General features: G+C 59.8%; 12 protein-coding genes. 6 read left to right on the top strand and 6 right to left on the bottom strand.

Features of this window, described 5'->3' with window-relative positions:
• Nucleotides 1-143 precede the first annotated feature (143 nt).
• Nucleotides 144-1,220: an S-methyl-5-thioribose-1-phosphate isomerase gene (mtnA, locus tag FQ192_RS19730; RefSeq protein WP_149660056.1), complete on the bottom strand. Its 1,077-nt coding sequence runs from the start codon at nucleotides 1,218-1,220 to the stop codon at nucleotides 144-146.
• Nucleotides 1,221-1,328: 108 nt separating this feature from the next.
• Here mtnA and FQ192_RS19725 point away from each other — a divergent pair, with 108 nt between their 5' ends.
• The 5 genes from FQ192_RS19725 (at nucleotide 1,329) to FQ192_RS19705 (ending at nucleotide 6,335) form a co-directional block, all read left to right on the top strand.
• The gene (locus tag FQ192_RS19725) at nucleotides 1,329-2,663 is read left to right on the top strand and encodes a TRZ/ATZ family hydrolase (RefSeq protein ID WP_149660055.1); all 1,335 of its coding nucleotides are present in this window, start codon (nucleotides 1,329-1,331) and stop codon (nucleotides 2,661-2,663) included.
• Nucleotides 2,664-2,721: 58 nt separating this feature from the next.
• Nucleotides 2,722-3,420: a bifunctional 2-polyprenyl-6-hydroxyphenol methylase/3-demethylubiquinol 3-O-methyltransferase UbiG gene (gene ubiG / locus FQ192_RS19720; protein ID WP_149660054.1), complete on the top strand. Its 699-nt coding sequence runs from the start codon at nucleotides 2,722-2,724 to the stop codon at nucleotides 3,418-3,420.
• Between the two features lie 4 nt (nucleotides 3,421-3,424).
• Nucleotides 3,425-4,096, top strand: a complete 672-nt coding sequence (gene mupP / locus FQ192_RS19715) for an N-acetylmuramic acid 6-phosphate phosphatase MupP (RefSeq protein WP_149660053.1) — start codon at nucleotides 3,425-3,427, stop codon at nucleotides 4,094-4,096.
• Nucleotides 4,097-4,292: 196 nt separating this feature from the next.
• Nucleotides 4,293-5,033, top strand: a complete 741-nt coding sequence (locus FQ192_RS19710) for a YciK family oxidoreductase (protein ID WP_007899713.1) — start codon at nucleotides 4,293-4,295, stop codon at nucleotides 5,031-5,033.
• A gap of 375 nt (nucleotides 5,034-5,408) precedes the next feature.
• On the top strand, nucleotides 5,409-6,335 hold the full coding sequence (locus FQ192_RS19705) for a GGDEF domain-containing protein (RefSeq protein ID WP_149660052.1): 927 nt from the start codon (nucleotides 5,409-5,411) through the stop codon (nucleotides 6,333-6,335).
• Between the two features lie 59 nt (nucleotides 6,336-6,394).
• On the opposite strand, the gene FQ192_RS19700 is transcribed toward FQ192_RS19705, so the two are convergent.
• Together FQ192_RS19700 and FQ192_RS19695 are read right to left on the bottom strand one after the other, a co-directional pair.
• Nucleotides 6,395-7,156 (bottom strand): TenA family transcriptional regulator, encoded by a 762-nt coding sequence (locus tag FQ192_RS19700; RefSeq protein WP_372242352.1) that lies wholly within the window; start codon nucleotides 7,154-7,156, stop codon nucleotides 6,395-6,397.
• A 79-nt stretch (nucleotides 7,157-7,235) separates the two neighbouring features.
• On the bottom strand, nucleotides 7,236-9,692 hold the full coding sequence (locus FQ192_RS19695) for an EAL domain-containing protein (RefSeq protein WP_149660050.1): 2,457 nt from the start codon (nucleotides 9,690-9,692) through the stop codon (nucleotides 7,236-7,238).
• 233 nt (nucleotides 9,693-9,925) lie between these two features.
• Between FQ192_RS19695 and FQ192_RS19690 the strand changes: the two genes are divergently transcribed.
• The gene (locus tag FQ192_RS19690) at nucleotides 9,926-14,632 is read left to right on the top strand and encodes a deaminase domain-containing protein (protein ID WP_256672318.1); all 4,707 of its coding nucleotides are present in this window, start codon (nucleotides 9,926-9,928) and stop codon (nucleotides 14,630-14,632) included.
• A 1-nt stretch (nucleotide 14,633) separates the two neighbouring features.
• Here FQ192_RS19690 and FQ192_RS19685 read toward each other — a convergent pair whose 3' ends face one another.
• From FQ192_RS19685 to FQ192_RS19675, 3 genes are read right to left on the bottom strand one after another with little or no spacing between them, the layout of a single operon-like run.
• Nucleotides 14,634-16,451, bottom strand: a complete 1,818-nt coding sequence (locus FQ192_RS19685; protein ID WP_149660049.1) for an ABC transporter ATP-binding protein — start codon at nucleotides 16,449-16,451, stop codon at nucleotides 14,634-14,636.
• A complete protein-coding gene (locus tag FQ192_RS19680; RefSeq protein ID WP_178129175.1) occupies nucleotides 16,444-17,046 on the bottom strand; it encodes a DsbA family protein in 603 nt (200 codons plus the stop codon). The genes FQ192_RS19685 and FQ192_RS19680 overlap by 8 nt, the downstream gene beginning before the upstream one ends.
• A 36-nt stretch (nucleotides 17,047-17,082) precedes the next feature.
• A complete protein-coding gene (locus FQ192_RS19675) occupies nucleotides 17,083-18,024 on the bottom strand; it encodes a rhodanese-related sulfurtransferase (RefSeq protein WP_149660047.1) in 942 nt (313 codons plus the stop codon).
• Between the last annotated feature and the right edge of the window lie 18 nt (nucleotides 18,025-18,042).

The following is an 18,042-nucleotide window of genomic DNA, read 5'->3' as shown; positions in this document are numbered from 1 at the left end:
TCGATTCGCTAGCAGAATATGAGGCAGTAGGGAGGAGAGATCGAGTCATCGTTCTTCGCGGGCAAGCCTCGCTCCTACAGATTCCACATTCCTGTAGGAGCGAGGCTTGCCCGCGAAGGCCTTTTAACTGACACCAAATACCGTCAATGCAGACGCTTGCGGCACATCAACTGCGCCATTTTCGCCGTATCCGGCCGCTCGACGATGCCCTTCTCGGTGACGATGGCATCGATCAGGTCGGCCGGGGTCACGTCAAACACTGGATTGAAAGCATCAACATCTGCCCCGACGCGCTTGCCGCCAACGTCCAGCAGTTCACTGCCGGCACGCTCTTCGATAGGAATGTCGTCGCCACTGGCCAGGTTCATGTCGATGGTCGAACTCGGCGCCACCACCATGAACCGCACGCCGTGGTGCATCGCGCTGACCGCCAGTTGATAGGTGCCGATCTTGTTGGCCACGTCGCCATTGGCGGTGATCCGGTCGGCACCGACGATGACCCAGGTGATGCCCTTGGTCTTCATGATGTGCGCGGCGGCGGAGTCGGCGTTGAGCGTCACCGGAATGCCTTCGTTGGCCAGTTCCCACGCCGTCAAGCGCGAACCTTGCAGCCACGGGCGGGTTTCGTCGGCGTAAACGCGCTCGACCATGCCTTCGATGAACGCACCGCGAATCACCCCCAGCGCCGTGCCGAAGCCACCCGTGGCCAGGGCACCGGTGTTGCAATGGGTGAGGATCGCCTGGGCGTTGCCCTGGTGCTTGCGAATCAAGTCCACACCCAGTTGCGCCATGGTCAGGTTGGCTTCGCGATCGCTTTCGTGGATGGCGATGGCCTCCGCTTCCAGCGCCGCCAGCGGGTCGGCATCGCCCTTGAGACGGTCCAGGCGATCACGCATGCGACCCAAGGCCCAGAACAGATTCACCGCCGTCGGACGGGAATCGGCCAGCAGCGCGTAATCCTCTTCCCACGCGGCCTGCCAGTCGCCGCCCTCGGCAATGCGAGCACGAGCCGACAGCACCATGGCATAAGCAGCGCTGATGCCAATCGCCGGCGCGCCGCGCACCACCATCGAGCGAATGGCCTCGGCCACGCCGGCGGCGCTGGTGTAGGCGATCCAGGTTTCCTCGAACGGCAGAATCCGCTGATCCAGCAGGTACAGGGCGCCATCACGCCAATCGATGGCCTTTACCTTCTCCGCAGCCAACAGTCGATCGCGCATCCCACACCCCGCACTCATGAACAAAAGCCGCCGATTATAGCGAGCCCCCCGCGAAGACGCTCGGGTATACTTCGCCATCCTTTACAAAAGCACTGGAACCGACCCTCGATGCCGAAACCTGCCGTTGCGCTCGACTTATTATTGCTGCCGACCTGGCTGGTACCCGTCGAACCCGCTGGCGTGGTCCTCAAAGAGCACGGCCTGGGCATCCGCGACGGTCGTATCGTATTTATCGGTCCGCGTGCCGAAGCGCTGAAGTGTAACGCGACTGAAACTCGCGAGCTGCCGGATGTTCTGCTCGCCCCCGGCCTGATCAACGCCCATGGCCACGCGGCGATGACGCTGTTCCGGGGTCTGGCCGATGACCTGCCATTGATGACCTGGCTGGAAAATCACATCTGGCCGGCCGAGGCCAAGTGGGTCGATGAAGCGTTTGTGCGCGATGGCACCGACCTGGCGATTGCCGAACAGCTCAAAGGCGGCATCACCTGCTTCTCTGACATGTATTTCTTCCCGAAGGTTGCCAGCGAACGCGTGCATAACAGCGGCATTCGCGCGCAAATCGCGATTCCGATCCTCGATTTCCCGATTCCGGGCGCTGCCACGGCGGACGAAGCCATTCGTCAGGGCGTCGAACTGTTCGGCGACTTGAAGCACCACGAACGGATCAAAATCACCTTCGGCCCCCACGCCCCCTACACCGTGGGCGACGAAAACCTGGAAAAAATCCGGGTCATCGCCGAAGAGCTGGACGCAGCGATCCACATGCACGTCCACGAAACCGCCTTCGAAGTGCAGCAATCGGTGGAGCAGCGCGGCGAGCGCCCGCTGGCCCGCCTCGGGCGCCTGGGCTTGCTCGGGCCGCGCTTCCAGGCGGTTCACATGACCCAGATCAGCGATGAAGACCTGGCCTTGCTGGTAGAAAGCAATACCAATGTGATTCATTGCCCGGAATCGAACCTGAAGCTGGCCAGCGGTTTCTGCCCGGTGGAACGCCTGTGGCAGGCCGGGGTGAACGTCGCCGTCGGCACCGATGGCGCGGCCAGCAATAATGACCTCGACCTGCTCGGCGAAACCCGCACCGCGGCGTTGCTGGCCAAGGCTGTCGCCGGCTCGGCCACGGCGCTGGATGCCCACCGCGCGTTGCGCATGGCGACGCTCAACGGTGCCCGCGCCCTCGGGATCGAAGCCGAAGTCGGCTCGCTGGAAATCGGCAAGGCTGCGGACATCGTCGCTTTCGACCTGTCCGGCCTGGCCCAGCAACCGATCTACGACCCGGTTTCGCAACTGATCTACGCCACTGGCCGCGACTGCGTGAAACACCTATGGGTCGCTGGCAAACAACTGCTCGACGACAAGCGCCTGACGCGCCTGGATGAAGCACAACTGTGCGCCACGGCCAAGGCCTGGGGCCAGCGCATCAGCGGCCACACCGAATCGTAAGCCCCCCGGGCGCAAACCCGGGGCAACAGGATTTTTCAAGTTTTAGAGGACTTAAACCATGAGCAACGTCGACTACGCCGAAATCGCCAAATTCGAAGCCCTGGCCCATCGCTGGTGGGACCGCGAAAGCGAGTTCAAACCGCTGCATGACATCAACCCGCTGCGGGTCAACTGGATTGACGAGCGGGTCAACCTGGCCGGCAAAAAGGTGCTCGACGTCGGTTGTGGCGGCGGCATCCTCAGCGAAGCCATGGCCCAGCGCGGCGCTACCGTCATGGGCATCGACATGGGCGAAGCGCCGCTGGCGGTCGCGCAACTGCATCAACTGGAATCCGGCGTGACCGTCGAATATCGCCAGATCACCGCCGAAGCCCTGGCCGAAGAGATGCCCGAGCAGTTCGACGTGGTCACTTGCCTTGAAATGCTTGAGCACGTACCGGACCCATCCTCGGTCATCCGCGCCTGCTTCAAGATGGTCAAGCCCGGTGGTCAGGTGTTCTTCTCCACCATCAACCGCAACCCGAAGGCCTACCTGTTCGCGATCATCGGCGCCGAGTACATCATGAAGCTGCTGCCGCGCGGCACCCACGACTTCAAGAAATTCATCCGCCCGTCCGAGCTCGGGGCCTGGAGCCGCATGGCCGGCCTGACCGTCAAGGACATCATCGGCCTGACGTACAACCCGCTGACCAAGCACTACAAACTGGCGGCCGACGTTGACGTCAACTACATGATCCAGACCCTGCGCGAGGAGTAAGCCGATGCGAATCAGAGCAGTCCTTTTTGACATGGACGGCACCCTGCTCGACACCGCGCCGGACTTCATCGCCATCTGCCAGGCGATGCGTGCCGAGCGCGGCTTGCCGCCGATGAACGACCAGCACATTCGCGACGAGATCTCCGGCGGCGCCAAGGCGATGGTCGCGGTGACGTTCTCCATGGACCCGGAATCCCCGGGGTTCGAGGCGCTGCGCCTGGAGTTCCTGGAGCGCTACCTCGTGGGTTGCGCGGTGCACAGTAAACTCTTCGACGGCATGGGCGAGCTGCTGGCCGACATCGAGAAGGCCAACCTGATCTGGGGCGTGGTCACCAACAAGCCGCTGCGGTTTGCCGAACCGATCATGCAACAGCTGGGGCTGGCCGAGCGCTCGGCGCTGCTGATCTGCCCGGACCATGTGAAGAACAGCAAACCGGACCCGGAGCCGTTGATTCTCGCGTGCAAGATGCTCGACCTGGACCCGGCCAGTGTGTTGTTCGTCGGTGATGATCTGCGGGATATCGAGTCGGGGCGTGATGCCGGCACCAAGACCGCCGCCGTGACCTACGGCTATATCCACCCGGACGATAACCCGCGGCATTGGGGCGCGGATGTGGTGGTGGACCACCCGCTGGAGTTGCGCAAAGTGCTCGATAGCGCGTTGTGTAGCTGCTGATCCGCACTGCTTGATGAGTACCTGTGGCGAGGGGGCTTGCCCCCGTTCGGCTGCGAAGCAGTCGTATAAGCTGATGAACACACTTAGCGGGGAGAAGGCAGGGAGCGCTTCGCACTCCAACGGGGGCAAGCCCCCTCGCCACAGCAAGCTCCTTCGCCACAGGTTCGGTGTTCGTCTTAATTGTGTTGAGGTTTTTATGTTTGATTATTCCGCCCGCCCTGAATTGCTCAAGGACCGGGTCATCCTGGTCACCGGCGCCGGCCGTGGCATTGGCGCCGCCGCCGCAAAAACCTACGCCGCCCACGGTGCCACCGTGCTGCTGCTGGGCAAGACCGAAGCCAACCTGACTCAGGTCTACGACGAAATCGAAGCGGCCGGTCACCCGCAACCGGCGGTGATCCCGTTCAATCTGGAAACCGCCCTGCCCCATCAATACGATGAGTTGGCCGCGATGATCGAGACTGAATTCGGGCATCTCGACGGTTTGCTGCACAACGCCTCGATCATCGGCCCGCGCACGCCGATCGAGCAGTTGTCCGGTGAAAACTTCATGCGCGTCATGCACGTCAACGTCAACGCCATGTTCATGCTCACCAGCACCCTGCTGCCGCTGCTGAAGCTGTCGCAGGATGCTTCGGTGGTGTTCACCTCCAGCAGCGTCGGACGCAAGGGCCGGGCGTACTGGGGCGCTTACGGCGTCTCCAAGTTTGCCACCGAAGGGCTGATGCAAACCCTGGCCGACGAAGTCGACACCGTGGCACCGGTGCGCTCCAACAGCATCAACCCCGGCGCCACCCGCACCAGCATGCGCGCCCAGGCTTATCCGGGGGAAAACCCGCTGAACAACCCGACACCTGAGGAGATCATGCCGGTCTATCTGTACCTGATGGGGCCGGACAGCACGGGCATCAATGGCCAGGCGTTCAACGCTCAGTAACGCCGCATGTCGCTTTTGTGCCGCGGCATTTAATTGCCGCGGCATGCCGGATCCGCGTCAACTCCCGCCCTTTACAGTCAAACAAATGCCGCTGCCTCCAGCGGCATTTTCTCAAAACCGCTCTAATCCAATGATTTGAAACAGTTTTTATCCGAATGAACCGAATGGCACGACTTTCGCTCTAATTTTGTTCAGACACGCAGTGTGACAGCAGCTGGCGGTGGCGCCTGAGTCGATAGGTTCCTTATCTTCGACAAAGCGGACTAAACTCGTACCAAATGTCCTACGGGACTGATGGACCAGTATGACGCGCAGCCCAAAGCCGCTCTCACCCAGCCTGTAAGACAGCCTTACTGCTTTAGGGGCTCACGCCATATGAAATCACCTTCCCAGACCAACGCAATTGACTTCGACAGTGCCAAATTGCAACGCCTGGGCTTTGGTCAGCAGCCTCCTCTCCTGGAGCGGCCGGTCAGCCTCGCGCAATTGCGCCAGCAACTGGGCATGCAACTGCAAACCAGTCTTGAGCCGCAACGCATTCTCGGGCTCTTTTTCCGCGAAATTCAGCGCCTTGTGCCTCTGGATGCCTTGAGCTACCAGCACAAGACGAGTGACTTGCGCCTGGAATTCGGCCAGCGCGGTCATCATTCGGTCAGCTATAGCCTGAGCCATGAAGGTGAACATCTGGGTGAGTTGGTGTTCCGCCGCAATCAGCGGTTTAACGAGCAGGAACAGGGCAACCTGGAGTCGCTGTTGTCGGCGCTGCTCTATCCGATGCGCAATGCCCTGCTCTACCGCGTCGCAACCCAAAGCGCCCTGCGCGACCCACTCACCGGCACCGGCAACCGCGTCGCCATGGATCAGACCCTGCAACGGGAAATCGACATGGCGCACCGGCATCGCCAGCCGTTGTCGTTGCTGATGCTGGATATCGACCACTTTAAACGGGTCAATGACAGCCACGGCCACAGTGCTGGCGATGAAGTGCTCAAGGCGGTTGCCGCCTCGATCAAGGGCCAGTTGCGCAACGTGGACATGGTGTTCCGTTTTGGTGGCGAGGAGTTTTTGATCCTGCTGTCCAACACCAGCCGGGAAGCGGCGGCGATGGTGGGCGAACGCCTGCGGTTTGCAGCTCAGGCCCAGGATTATCACGCTGATGGCCGGGTGATTGAGCTGACGGTCAGCCTTGGTTGCTCGACATTGCTGCCGGGCGAGTCGGCCGAGAGTTTGCTGCGTCGCGCTGACAGCGCGCTGTATGTGGCCAAGCGCGAGGGGCGTAATCGGTTGGCGATGGCGGGGTAATACCTGAACAGGCCCGTGTAGGCGCTGCCGAAGGCTGCGCCTACACGGGTTGACGACGTTTAGCTTTCCGCCAATGCCATCCGCTCGCGAGCGACCGGCACTCGTTCCGCGTGTTCCTGCTGCATGCAGCGCTCCAGGAACAGGAACATGTAGTCGTAGCTCTTGCACACGGCCTGGCGCAGTTCCACTTGCAGGGCTTTGCTCGGGTTGGTGCCGGCCAGGGTACAGATGATTTCCAGCGCTTCCCACGGGTGGGCATCGTCGTACTGGGCGTGCATCTTCAGCCACTTCATCGCCCGCTTGCGATCTTCCTCGGGGAACGCTGCCGCGTACACACCCGTGGAACACACCAGCGCCGACCACTCCCCGGTCGCGCCTTCAATGGCGTAGTTGGTCGCAGCGATGGCCACGATCAGCGAATCCGCCGAACTGGTGTGCCAGCACCAGTGACTCAAGGCGTGCAGCTCCGGCGCAACTTGCTGGGCTTGCAGATCTTCCAGGCTGACACCGTGAGCCCGGCTCCAGTGCACCCAGTAATCGGCGTGATTGAGTTCGACACGAATGTTACGCATCAGCCAGCGCCGCGCCATGTCTTCGCCGGGGTGGCGAGCAAAGCGGGTCTTGGTGAGATTCTGTGCCATATATAAAGCGAACTGCTCAACGACGGGCCAGCCACCTATCAGGTACTGGCGCATGGTTTTTGCGCTGAGTTTGTTATCTCGCATGCGCTGATACAGTTCGTGTTCGACAACCCGGCGTTTGCTCTCGCTGCAATCCTGGATCAACTGTTGGGCCCAGGCGGGATAACTTGCAGCTTCCATGAGTGGTCCGGTTCGGTTGAATGTGTCGATCACTGTTCGGCTCCTTTTGATTTGTGATTGTAATGATCAGCAAGAGATTTCAACGGAACGTGCCAGGCGCCTTGAATAACAGCGGTTGCGGTCTGGCGGGACGACTTTGCAAACTGTCGCAGGTAAACAATTGCGGGCGTTCGATGACATACCCTTGAGCGTAATCGACACCGATCTCGAGCAAGGCCTGCTCGATCTGAGGTGTCTCGACAAACTCGGCAATGGTGCGCTTACCCATGACATGGCCGATGTGGTTTATCACCTCGACCATAGCGCGGTTAATCGGGTCGTCCAGCATGTCCTTTACGAAACTCCCGTCGATCTTCAAGAAGTCTACAGGTAAATGTTTCAAGTAAGCGAACGAGGACATTCCGGCGCAGAAGTCATCAAGTGAGAAGTGGCAACCTAAACCTTTGAGTTCATTAATAAATCTGATTGCACTTCCTAAATTCGAAATAGCGCTGGTTTCTGTAATTTCAAAACAAATCATTTCCGGAGGAATAGCGTAAGTAACAAACTGTTCACGCAAGAAGTCCAGGAACGCCTCATCTCCGATAGTAATGCCTGAAAGATTAATCGCACACATGGCCAACGGGCCTTTACGTTGTTCGGCAATACATTGGGCAATGATCTTGAAAACGTTCTCTACCACCCAGCGATCCAGCGACGTCATCAAGCCATAGCGCTCGGCCGCCGGAATGAAACTGTCAGGCAAAATCATCCGCCCGGCCTCGTCATGCAGGCGCAGCAGTATTTCGATGTGTCCGCCCTGTTCGACATGGCCGAGCGGCGCAATTTCCTGGGCGTACAGGCAGAAACGGTTCTCTTCCAGGGCCATGTGCAGACGCTGGACCCAAGCCATCTCGCCAAAGCGCAGGGACAGTTCCGAATCGTCGGCGTGGTAGACCTGAACCCGGTTGCGGCCCTTTTCCTTGGCCATGTAACAGGCCATATCGGCGGCGCGCAGCGAGGTTTCAAGGGTGGTCGGCGTCTGGGCGATATGGACCAGGCCGATGCTCACGGTGGTCAGGAACGGCCGCCCCTTCCACACAAAGTGCAGGTTTTGCACGGTCTGGCGCAGCACTTCGGCGATTTTTTCCGCGTGCTCCGGTGCGCAGTTCTCCAGCAGGATGCCGAACTCGTCACCGCCCAGCCGGGCCAGGGTGTCGCCTTCACGCAGGCCGGATTGCAGCAACGCACAGATATGCCGCAGCAGTTCATCCCCCGCCGCATGGCCGCAGGTGTCGTTGACCAGTTTGAATTGGTCCAGGTCGAGGAACATCAAGGCATGCCGCCCCGACTGGCGCGTCAGGTTATGCAGCGCCTGCTCCAGGCGATATTCGAATTCGCGACGGTTCGCCAACCCGGTCAAGGCGTCGTGGGTCGCTTGCCAGGACAGGTTGGCGATGTATTGCCGTTCCTGGGTCATGTCATGCAGCACCAGCACCGTGCCGCTGACCTTGCCGGCATTGCGGATCGGCGCGCCGACCAGAGTCACCGACACGGTGCTGCCATCCAGGCGCTGGATCAGTTTGGAATGTTCGCTGCCGCCGCTGAGCTGACCACTGAGGATGTGTTCGATCAGGGTAAAGCCGTCGGCCTGGGCATTCTCGTCCAGCAGATTGAACAGCGCCGCCAGGGGCAGGCCGGTGGCCTGTTCGGCTTTCCAGTGGGTCATGGCCTCGGCGGCCGGGTTCATGTAGGCAATCGCCCCTTCGACATCCGTGGTGATCACGCCATCGCCAATCGACTGCAAGGTGATCTGCGCCCGGTCCTTCTCCAGTTGCAGGGCCTCGGCGAAGGCATGCCGTTGCTTGAGCAGTTTGTGGGTGCGCAGCAATGCCAGCACGATCAGCCCCAGCGCCGTGGCCAGGTTGGTCACCAGCAACAGCCGCAGAATCACCCGCGAGCCCTCGCCCAACGCATCGCTAAACGCCTTGGCGGCCGGGGTCACGCCGTCGTTGATCGCAAAAATCTGGTCTTTCCAGCGCTTGATGTCGGTAGCGGTAGCCTGATTGTCGACGACTTGCTGGTGCATCTCCCGGGCGACGTCATCCAGTCGTACCAGATAAGAGTCGCCCACTGTCCAGAGATCAATGGCTTTTTCCAGATAACTGAAATGCCGGAAGTTCAAGTACAGCCAGATAACGCTGGAAACGTCGTCCGGATGATTACCCCCCTTGAGAATCCCCACCCGTGCCGCTTCAAGATCCGGAGGCTGTTTGTCCAGCGCCACGCGCAACTCATGCCCGCCTTGGGGCACGGCAATGGCGTTCTGGTATTTGCGGAAAATCGCCTCGTCGCGACTGTCGGCGTAGAGGTTGAGGTAATAGATGGCGTCTTTCTGGCCCTTGGACCAGAGGCTTTCCCCGGCCACATAGCCGCGCACCGCCGACAGCACGTACAGGCTGACGCCACCGAGCAACGCTTGAAACAGCACCACGGCGATAAACGGCCAGACGATGCCCAACAATCGTGGCGTTCCGAGAGTCCGTTTTGGCTTCATGAGGTCCCTTGCATAGGTACTGCCTGATCATCATCCAGATCAAACCGCTCCCGCAAGACTAGGAGGCGATCCCCATCCCCGCAAGGACGCGTTCGTTCCGGCGCGGGCAAGTTTGCACCAATAACCGGTTTTCGACGCAATTCGGGCAAAAACAGAGAAATTCCAAGAGAAGCTTCTGCGCAATAACTATGTACAGCCCGGCGCTGAAATAGATCGCTTGTAATCGAGCCCGAATGCCGTTGCCCGCTGCAACGCGCAACTCAATCGACTATCAAGAGATCAATACGTTCATGCAAATGATGACGCCGAGTGGCCTGTACCCTCCTACTAATCCTTCCCCAGCCGAACTGCACACAGGGCAGTTGCAAGACTACGAACTCATGCTGTCCGCCATGCGCGAGCCGCAGGCAACTGTAAATCTGAACAATTTGATCCTGATCGGGCCCTTTTCACCCTTACACCGGGTGAGCGAGGACGGATTGAATGCGTTATGGCATGTGTTGCGCGATCGAGACTACATCGATATGTGCTCAAGACTGCACATCAGGCATGGCGCACTGAGTGTGACCCTCGAAGGACAGACCTATGTGTACCAAGGCTATAAAGACTCGGGAGAGCGAATCACGCTGGATCTGACGCAAAACGCAAGATGGCATGCGCTGACCCCGCGTATCGAACGGGCGGCTGCTTTATTGGGCGGGCAGATCAACGCCAATCGCAGGATCACGCTGGGCAGGATGTGCTGGTTTTACGGCCTCCTGCCCTGGCAGCCACGACATCCGCAGGAACATCCCGGCGCCATACGGGCCCTGCAAGAAAAGATCGCCAGTCACCAGCTAAGGCTGGAGGACGACTTCGAAGTCCTGGCGCTGAGGCGCCGCCCCACCGATGCCGACCGTGCCACGTTCCGGGCCCGTCGGCGCAGCTCAGCCGATCCCCTGCAAGTGGACACTGAAAAGGTCCATGCGCAAATCATCCGCGCTGAAATCATCGACACCGTCGACCAATTCCTGGCCGATCGAGGCGCATCGTCGCTGTCCTTCCTGACCGATGCGATTCTCGCTGAAGCGACCCTCGAACAGGTTCGGGGGTGCCCTGCCGTTTACCTGCAAAACATCCTGCACAGCGCTGAAGCCGAGAACCTCGGAACGCTCCTGCTGTCGGCACTGGATTGGTACGGCGGGGAAATCGGTGAAGAAACTTCACCAGGCATTCGTACCTGGCTGATCGCCCAGGCGCTGCAAATCTGGCTGGCGGGACCTGCCGACGATCCGCAACGAATCGCCGGTTATGACTGGCAAGCACGCGAACACTGGGGCAAAAGTTATCAAGTGATCCGGGCCGAGTTTGAAAGCCACCTGCTTACATCACAACGTGCCTCGTCGGCCAAAGAAGCGATCGTGATCGCGCGCCTGTTCCTCTCCAGGTTTCCCTCGGAGTTTCGGGTCACTGGCATTCCTGCTGATCTGGCCTACAGAAGTTCGTTGGTATGGGTCAACTTCCTCACTGGCGTCAATTTGATCAAGGCGAGCGATGCCCGATCACTGGACAGAATGACCTTCCAGCAACTGGTCAACCTGCCGAGCATACTCTGCGAAGAGGCGACGAAAGAAGTCCTGACGTTCATCAGCCTGGCGAGGCTGCAGCCGACATTGGACTGGGCGCAAACCTACGGCGTCATTGCGCATTTACCCCATGAGCCGTATGCGGCAACAGACATTGAGCAAGCGCTGACGGCCTTCGAGCAATACAGCGACGATCTGACAAAAGCCTCTGTCCAGATCGACAAGAAGGTGCCCGAGCGCCTGGCTATCAGTAAAAGAGAAATGGAAACGCTTTTCGGCAAAAACGGCTTTAACACCGATGGCAGGCAACTGGCTAAGAAGCTGCATCCGCCGCTTTTCGTTTCTCGTGACATCCCCTACCTCGAAGGCAAGGGTTATGACATCTACTCGTTTCTCGACGTATTGGCGGCTGGCAAGTTTGATCAGCAGGAAGAATGGTTTGTTACGGACATCGACGGCAGTACTGTCAGCCAGCAATGGATTCAAATTGACGAACATCGAACGATAGAAACCAACGGTCCGTTGCCGGCCCCCGGCGGCTCGTTTGCAGGAACGCGCCGGGTCTGGCCGCCGAAGGCCAAGCTGGTGTTGCCAGACGTCAAGGCGCTGTTCGACGTAGAGTTCATGCGCTATTTGACGGACACGACAGACGCCTATGCCACGCTGATCAAAAGCCTGCTGGCATCCCTTCCCTACAACGACCGCCTGGCCCTGGAGTTCGGTGAAGTCAAGATTTACTCCCTGAGAAAGGAAACGAAGGGCATCGAGGCCCAACATGAAACGGCGGAAATGATATTGCCACTCCGGGCTCGCAATGGCCTGATTTTGCAGGCAACCCTCGACGGACACGTCACCCATTACGAACTGCTGCCCAGGGCGGGCGTCATGCGCCGCATCGAAAAACTGGACCCGGCGCTTTTTGGTGGCCAACTCGAGACTGAACGCTGGAGCTTGCGGAACGCCTCAAGCGTTCGCGTCGATGTTATGCGCCACAAGGATTTACCGTTCGATTGGGAGGCCCATTCAACCGGAAGCGCGCCGAACGACGCAGCACGTTGCCAAGCCATTCTCGAACAACTGGGTGATACGCTCGACGCCGTCGTTTACGCGAAAGATCCCTCAGCACCTGCAGCGCAAACACTTTCCTCCGAGCGCACAGTGAGCATCAGCCGTGTTATCGCAACTCAACTGCTGTTCATAGACCCAAAGACGCTACGCGACGCCGCCAATGGCATCACCCAATTTGATCTAGACACTGAGTGGTACAAAAAAGTCGTCGCGCTGACCAAGGCGTTCGTTCCGTTTTGGAGCAGCATCGAAGACCTGATTTCAGGCGACAGGATGCGCTTGATCAACGGTTCGTTTGGTCTGTTTACCGACGCCATTTCATTTTTCATACCGGTCGGCAAGTTTGCTTCGGGTTCGTTGCGACTGATGACCCAGACGGGCCGATCAACACTGCGGGCCGCCCTGCCATCATTCAAACAGCTGACGATGGAGTTGGTGGTGTCGATTCTGGGGGCGCTGAACCCGCTGGATGGCCCGCTCGCCCTGCTGACCGGATTGGGCACTGCCACGGTGAAACTGGCCCGGGCCGGTCGATTCAAAGTCTTGGAGCTGATGGGCAGAGCGGGACGCTACGATTTCGTGAACAGTCGCCCCCAGATCCGTGACGCAGGACATTGGAATCCGTTGGTGAACGGTGATGAATTAGCCCGGGTAAAAGGCATTGACGACGTGCCGGTGCGCAATCTGGCAAACGCTGGCAAGTCGGACTACCGCCTGATCGATCCGCTATCGTCCAGGCTGTTCGGCCCGACTTTGGCGACCAAGGCCGGAGAACTTTCTCCGGGACGCTCTCACTACCGCCTCCTGGAAAAAACCGACAGCCATCTGATCGTTGAGCTCTCGAAAAAAAGCCAGGTCAGGGAGGTGTTCGAGGTCGATGGGCGCACCACCGTGTTTATTGACGATGTGGCGTATCGGTTGGAGAACGATACGCTGCGTCGCGCCGACAGCTTCACGATCGAACAGACCTACAAAAAGTTGCCTTGCCGCGTACGACGCGCCGGAGATCCCGTTACCTGCCAGACACAGTACGTCAACAGCCTCACCCCGGCCCCCACCCCCAAACTGGGAGTATTCGATGAAACCAACAGTTGGGCCCCCTGGTTCGGGGACAGCCACTACACGCCGGCCCCAAACAGAGCACCATTGAGTATCTCCGCACTCGCTGCACATTCAACGCTGAAAGGGACGATGGAGTTTCAGACGGGTATTTATGGGCGAGTCAAAATCAGCGTCCCGGTCCCCGAGGGAGATTTTTTCCATACCTTCAACTCCGGCGCCACGATCGTCGAAGCGAAGGACGGCTCAAGGCATTACGTATTCACACGGTTGGATGCGGGGGACTTTTACGTTGCCGAACGCCTGAAAGGCCAAAGCGTGCAGCAATTGTTGACCTTCAGAAAAGCCACAACCCTCGCAGAAGGGCTTCTGGAAGAATTGCGGGTGGTCTACACCGGCTCTCTCCAAGCCAACAACATGGCGCGCTTCTACGGCATCGAAGCCGTCGAGCGCGCCATGAAAACCATGGAGAACATCGCCATTCCCATCGGCGGTCACACCTATCCGCCCGATACGCTCAAATGGTTGACAGTCGATACCAGCCCCGGTGAGGCGGTATTGTTCGACCATTCGACGCGCATGATCGTCGCCACCCAACCAAAAGGTGCAACGTCCTGGTCACGCAGTACGAATGCCTCGGAGGCCTTTCGTCAGAGAACCGCGGAGATCTTCGATGCACTGTTTATGGAAAAGGTGATCACACAAACGCCCAACAGCGCTTTGAAGATCGATAAGACGATGAGAACGCTTCATAGCATGCTCCCTCGTGGCAAGCGATCCAGGAATCCCAGGAACATCGCCTATGCGGAAGTCACGACCGCGTCAGGCACTCGCGAGGTATACGTCAGTGTTTCGGGGGCTCAAGGGATCACCGGACAGCTTCCGCTATTCAAGCAAAACTTCGGCGCAGATCAGGTCACCGTGGGGGAAACCACTTACTTCAATATCGACATGAACCAGTCGTTTTCCAGCACCTCTCTGGACGTAACCGCCGAGGGCAAGCTGCTCGCCGTGCCGCGCACTATCGATGACATTGGCACTTACCGTCCGGAGCTGACCAGCCGACCGACCTCACTGGACAGCGAAAGCAAGTTGATCAGCGTGATCCGTGCCAAGTACCCGGACAGTGAATCGATCCAGTCGGTCAATGTCGCCACAACCATGGCGCCATGCGATTCCTGCTCGGTGGTGATGAAGCAGTTCGCCTACGACGGCGGGGAAAATGCACTGGAGGTCCTGTGGAAATGACCTACAACTGCTGCAAATGCCCATAAAGCTTGGCGTACAACCCACCATCGGCAATCAGTTGCTGATGGTCGCCATCCTCGGCGATGCGCCCGCCATCGAACACCAGCACCCGGTCGGCCTGTTTCACCGCTGACAGTCGGTGGGCAATGATCAGCGTGGTGCGTTCACTGAGGAAGCGCGCCAGGGCTTCATGCAGGCTGTATTCGGTGGCGGCGTCCAGCGCCGAGGTGGCTTCGTCGAGGATTACCACTTTTGGCTGGGCCAGCACCATCCGCGCAATGGCCAGGCGTTGGCGCTGGCCGCCGGACAGGCGCACGCCGGAACGCCCGACCACGCTGTCCAGGCCTTGGGGCAAGCCGCGCACGGTGCCATCGAGTTGGGCGATTTCCAGGGCCTGCCAGCACGCTTCGTCGCTGCGCTCGCGACCCATGGTCAGGTTGGCGCGGATGGTGTCGTTGAACAGCGCCGGATGTTGCAGCACCACCGCGACATTCTCCCGGACCGTTTCCAGGCCGATCTCTTGCTGCGTCGCACCGCCGAAACGAATGGTCCCGGCCAGCGGCGTGTACAGGCCCAGCAGCAATTGCACCAAGGTACTTTTGCCGCCACCGCTGGCGCCGACAATCGCGACTTTTTCACCGGGGGCGATGGACAGGTTCATCTGGTCCAGCACCAGCTCGTCGCCGTAGCTGAAACTCAGGCCCTGCACCTCGATACCCACGGTGTTGCGGCCCTGGAACGGATCAACGCCACCGGGGTATTGCGGCTCATCGGCCCGGGCCAGCAACTCGTTGATCCGCGACAGCGCGCCACCGGCGGCGTAGTAGGCGTATTGCAGGTTCAGCAGCTGTTCCACCGGACCGATCATGAACCACAGGTAGCTGAACACCGCGAGCATCTGGCCGATGGACAGGTCGGAGAACAACACTGTAAGCATCGCCGCCGCGCGGAAAATATCGATACCGAACTGGAACAACAAGCCACTGGCGCGGTTCGAGGCATCGGTTTTCCACTGCGAGTTCACCGCGTAATCCCGCACTTCCCGGGCCCGTTGGCCGAGGCGTCCGAGGAAGAAGCCCTGGCGGTTGCCGGCGCGTACTTCCTGGATCGAATCCAGGGTTTCGGTCAGGGCCTGGGTGAAGCGCGACGTGCTGTCGTTCTCCAGTTTCTTCAGGTGCTTGACCCGTTTGCCCAACTGCACCGTGGCGTAGATCACCAACGGATTGAACAGCATGATCAGCAGCGCCAGTTTCCAGTGCATCCACACCAGAATGCTCGCGGTGCCGACCAGGGTCAGCATCGCCACGAGGAAACGGCTGAGGGTTTCACCGACGAATTTGTCCAGGGTGTCGAGGTCGGTGACCAGGTGCGTGGTCACCGTGCCGCTGCCCAGGCTTTCGTATTCGCCGAGGGAGATGCGCTTGAGCCGTTCGATCAGGCGCACGCGAATGCGATAGACGATGTCCTTGGCCAGCGCCGCGAACAACTTGGCCTGGACCACGTTGAACAGCAACGCGCCACAGCGCAGGACGAAGGTCACCAGCAACATCAGGCCGATGTAGCCGGCGGCTTTCTGCCAAGCGTCGGGCAAGGCGTGATTCATGATTTTCAGCGCGGAATCGCCGTGCCCCAGCAGCACTTCGTCGACCAGCAACGGCAGCAGCAACGGAATCGGCACGCTGCACAAGGTCGCCAGCACAGCCACGCCGTTGGCAATCCACAGGGATTTTTTGTGATGCAGGGCCAGTCGGCGGATTTCCGCCCAGCTCAGTCGATCGACACGCGGGGCTGCGGGTGCATCATCGGGCAGGTCATGCACAGGCAGCGCGCTCCAGCCAGCGGCCGAGCAGCGGTGACAGGACACTCAAGGGTTGATAGCCATTGGTCAGCAGCGCCAGTTGCCCGTCGCGCTCGGCCAGCAAGGTCGGGAACCCGGCGATGCCCAGGTCCTGGACCCAGGTGAAATCGGCGGCGGTGGCGGCGTGTTGATCGGCGCGGTCGAACGCGGCGGCGAATTCGATGCGTGGTACCCCGGCCTGCTCCGCCAGTTCCACCAGGACGCTGGCGTGGGTGACGTCGCGACCTTCGGCATAAAACGCATGCTGGATCAGCCCTAGCAGTTTCCACGCGCAATCCGGCGCCAGGCTGCGCGCCGTCACCAGCGCCCGGCAAGCGGGTTCGGTGTCGTAGACAAAGCCGTCGGGCAAGGCGCCTTCGCGTTTGAACGGCTGGCCGGTGGCCTCGGTGACCGCCTGCCAGTGCTCAAGAATGTAGCGCCGGGTGGTCGGCTCCAAGGCCGCGCCGCTGCCGGTGCGCAAGCCGCCCACCACCAGATGCAACTCCACGCCCGCTGCCTGTGCCTGCTCGACCAGCGCCTCAGCCACCGGCGCAAAGCCCCAGCACCAGGAACACATCGGGTCCATCACATAGAGCAGGCGAGCAGACATGATTCAAGCCTCGGCAGGGGTTTGCTTGTAGTTGTAACCGATCGGGTGCGGCAGGTTGCGCGCCTTGGCCAATTCGATCTGCTTCTGCCGATCAATGGCGCTGCGACGGGTTTTCTCACTCAGCGTATCCCAGCAATGCGGGCAACTGATGCCCGCCACATAGTGCTCAGACGTGCGGTCTTCGACGCTGATCGGTGTACGACAGGCATGACATTGATCGTAGTCGCCTTCGCTCAAGTCGTGACGCACGGTCACGCGGTTGTCGAAGACGAAGCAGTCGCCCTGCCACTTGGTCTCTTCCTGCGGCACCTCTTCGAGGTACTTCAGGATGCCGCCCTTGAGGTGATACACCTCGTCGAAGCCCTGGCTGAGCATGAAGCTCGACGCCTTTTCGCAACGAATGCCGCCGGTGCAGAACATCGCGACTTTCTTGTGCACGGCCGGGTCGAAGTGCTCTTTGATGTAGTCGGGGAATTCGCGAAAACTGGTGGTTTTCGGATCGATGGCGCCTTCGAAGGTGCCGATCGCGACTTCGTAGTCGTTGCGGGTGTCGATCAGCAGCACTTCCGGATCGCTGATCAGCGCGTTCCAGTTCTGTGGCTCGACGTAGGTACCGACGGTTTTGTTCGGGTCCACGCCTTCGACGCCGAGGGTGACGATTTCTTTCTTGAGCTTGACCTTGGTGCGGTAGAACGGCTGGTCGTCGCAGTACGACTCTTTGTGGTCGATGTCGTCCATGCGCGGATCGTTCTTGAGCCAGGCCATCAGCCCGTCAATGCCTTCGCGGCTGCCGGAGACGGTGCCGTTGATGCCTTCTTCGGCGATCAGCAGGGTGCCCTTGATGCCGTTGTCGACCATCGCTTGCAGCAATGGCTCGCGCATCTCGACGTAGTTTTCCAGGGTGACGAACTTATACAGTGCCGCCACAACAATCTGTTGTGTCATGGGTGATTCTCCAGGTGG

This window comes from Pseudomonas sp. ANT_J12 (assembly GCF_008370045.1).
GTDB lineage: Bacteria > Pseudomonadota > Gammaproteobacteria > Pseudomonadales > Pseudomonadaceae > Aquipseudomonas.
The sequence above is the reverse complement of the archived record's forward strand: the minus strand, read 5'-3'. Positions and strand labels throughout refer to the sequence as shown.

Excerpts from the sequence above, each read along its gene's own strand:
- mtnA (WP_149660056.1), bottom strand. The coding sequence starts at position 1,220 with ATGCGCGATCGACTGTTGGCTGCGGAGAAGGTAAAGGCCATCGATTGG.
- FQ192_RS19725 (WP_149660055.1), top strand. The coding sequence starts at position 1,329 with ATGCCGAAACCTGCCGTTGCGCTCGACTTATTATTGCTGCCGACCTGG.
- ubiG (WP_149660054.1), top strand. The coding sequence starts at position 2,722 with ATGAGCAACGTCGACTACGCCGAAATCGCCAAATTCGAAGCCCTGGCC.
- mupP (WP_149660053.1), top strand. The coding sequence starts at position 3,425 with ATGCGAATCAGAGCAGTCCTTTTTGACATGGACGGCACCCTGCTCGAC.
- FQ192_RS19710 (WP_007899713.1), top strand. The coding sequence starts at position 4,293 with ATGTTTGATTATTCCGCCCGCCCTGAATTGCTCAAGGACCGGGTCATC.
- FQ192_RS19705 (WP_149660052.1), top strand. The coding sequence starts at position 5,409 with ATGAAATCACCTTCCCAGACCAACGCAATTGACTTCGACAGTGCCAAA.
- FQ192_RS19700 (WP_372242352.1), bottom strand. The coding sequence starts at position 7,156 with ATGGAAGCTGCAAGTTATCCCGCCTGGGCCCAACAGTTGATCCAGGAT.
- FQ192_RS19695 (WP_149660050.1), bottom strand. The coding sequence starts at position 9,692 with ATGAAGCCAAAACGGACTCTCGGAACGCCACGATTGTTGGGCATCGTC.
- FQ192_RS19690 (WP_256672318.1), top strand. The coding sequence starts at position 9,926 with ATGCCGTTGCCCGCTGCAACGCGCAACTCAATCGACTATCAAGAGATC.
- FQ192_RS19680 (WP_178129175.1), bottom strand. The coding sequence starts at position 17,046 with ATGTGTTCCTGGTGCTGGGGCTTTGCGCCGGTGGCTGAGGCGCTGGTC.
- FQ192_RS19675 (WP_149660047.1), bottom strand. The coding sequence starts at position 18,024 with ATGACACAACAGATTGTTGTGGCGGCACTGTATAAGTTCGTCACCCTG.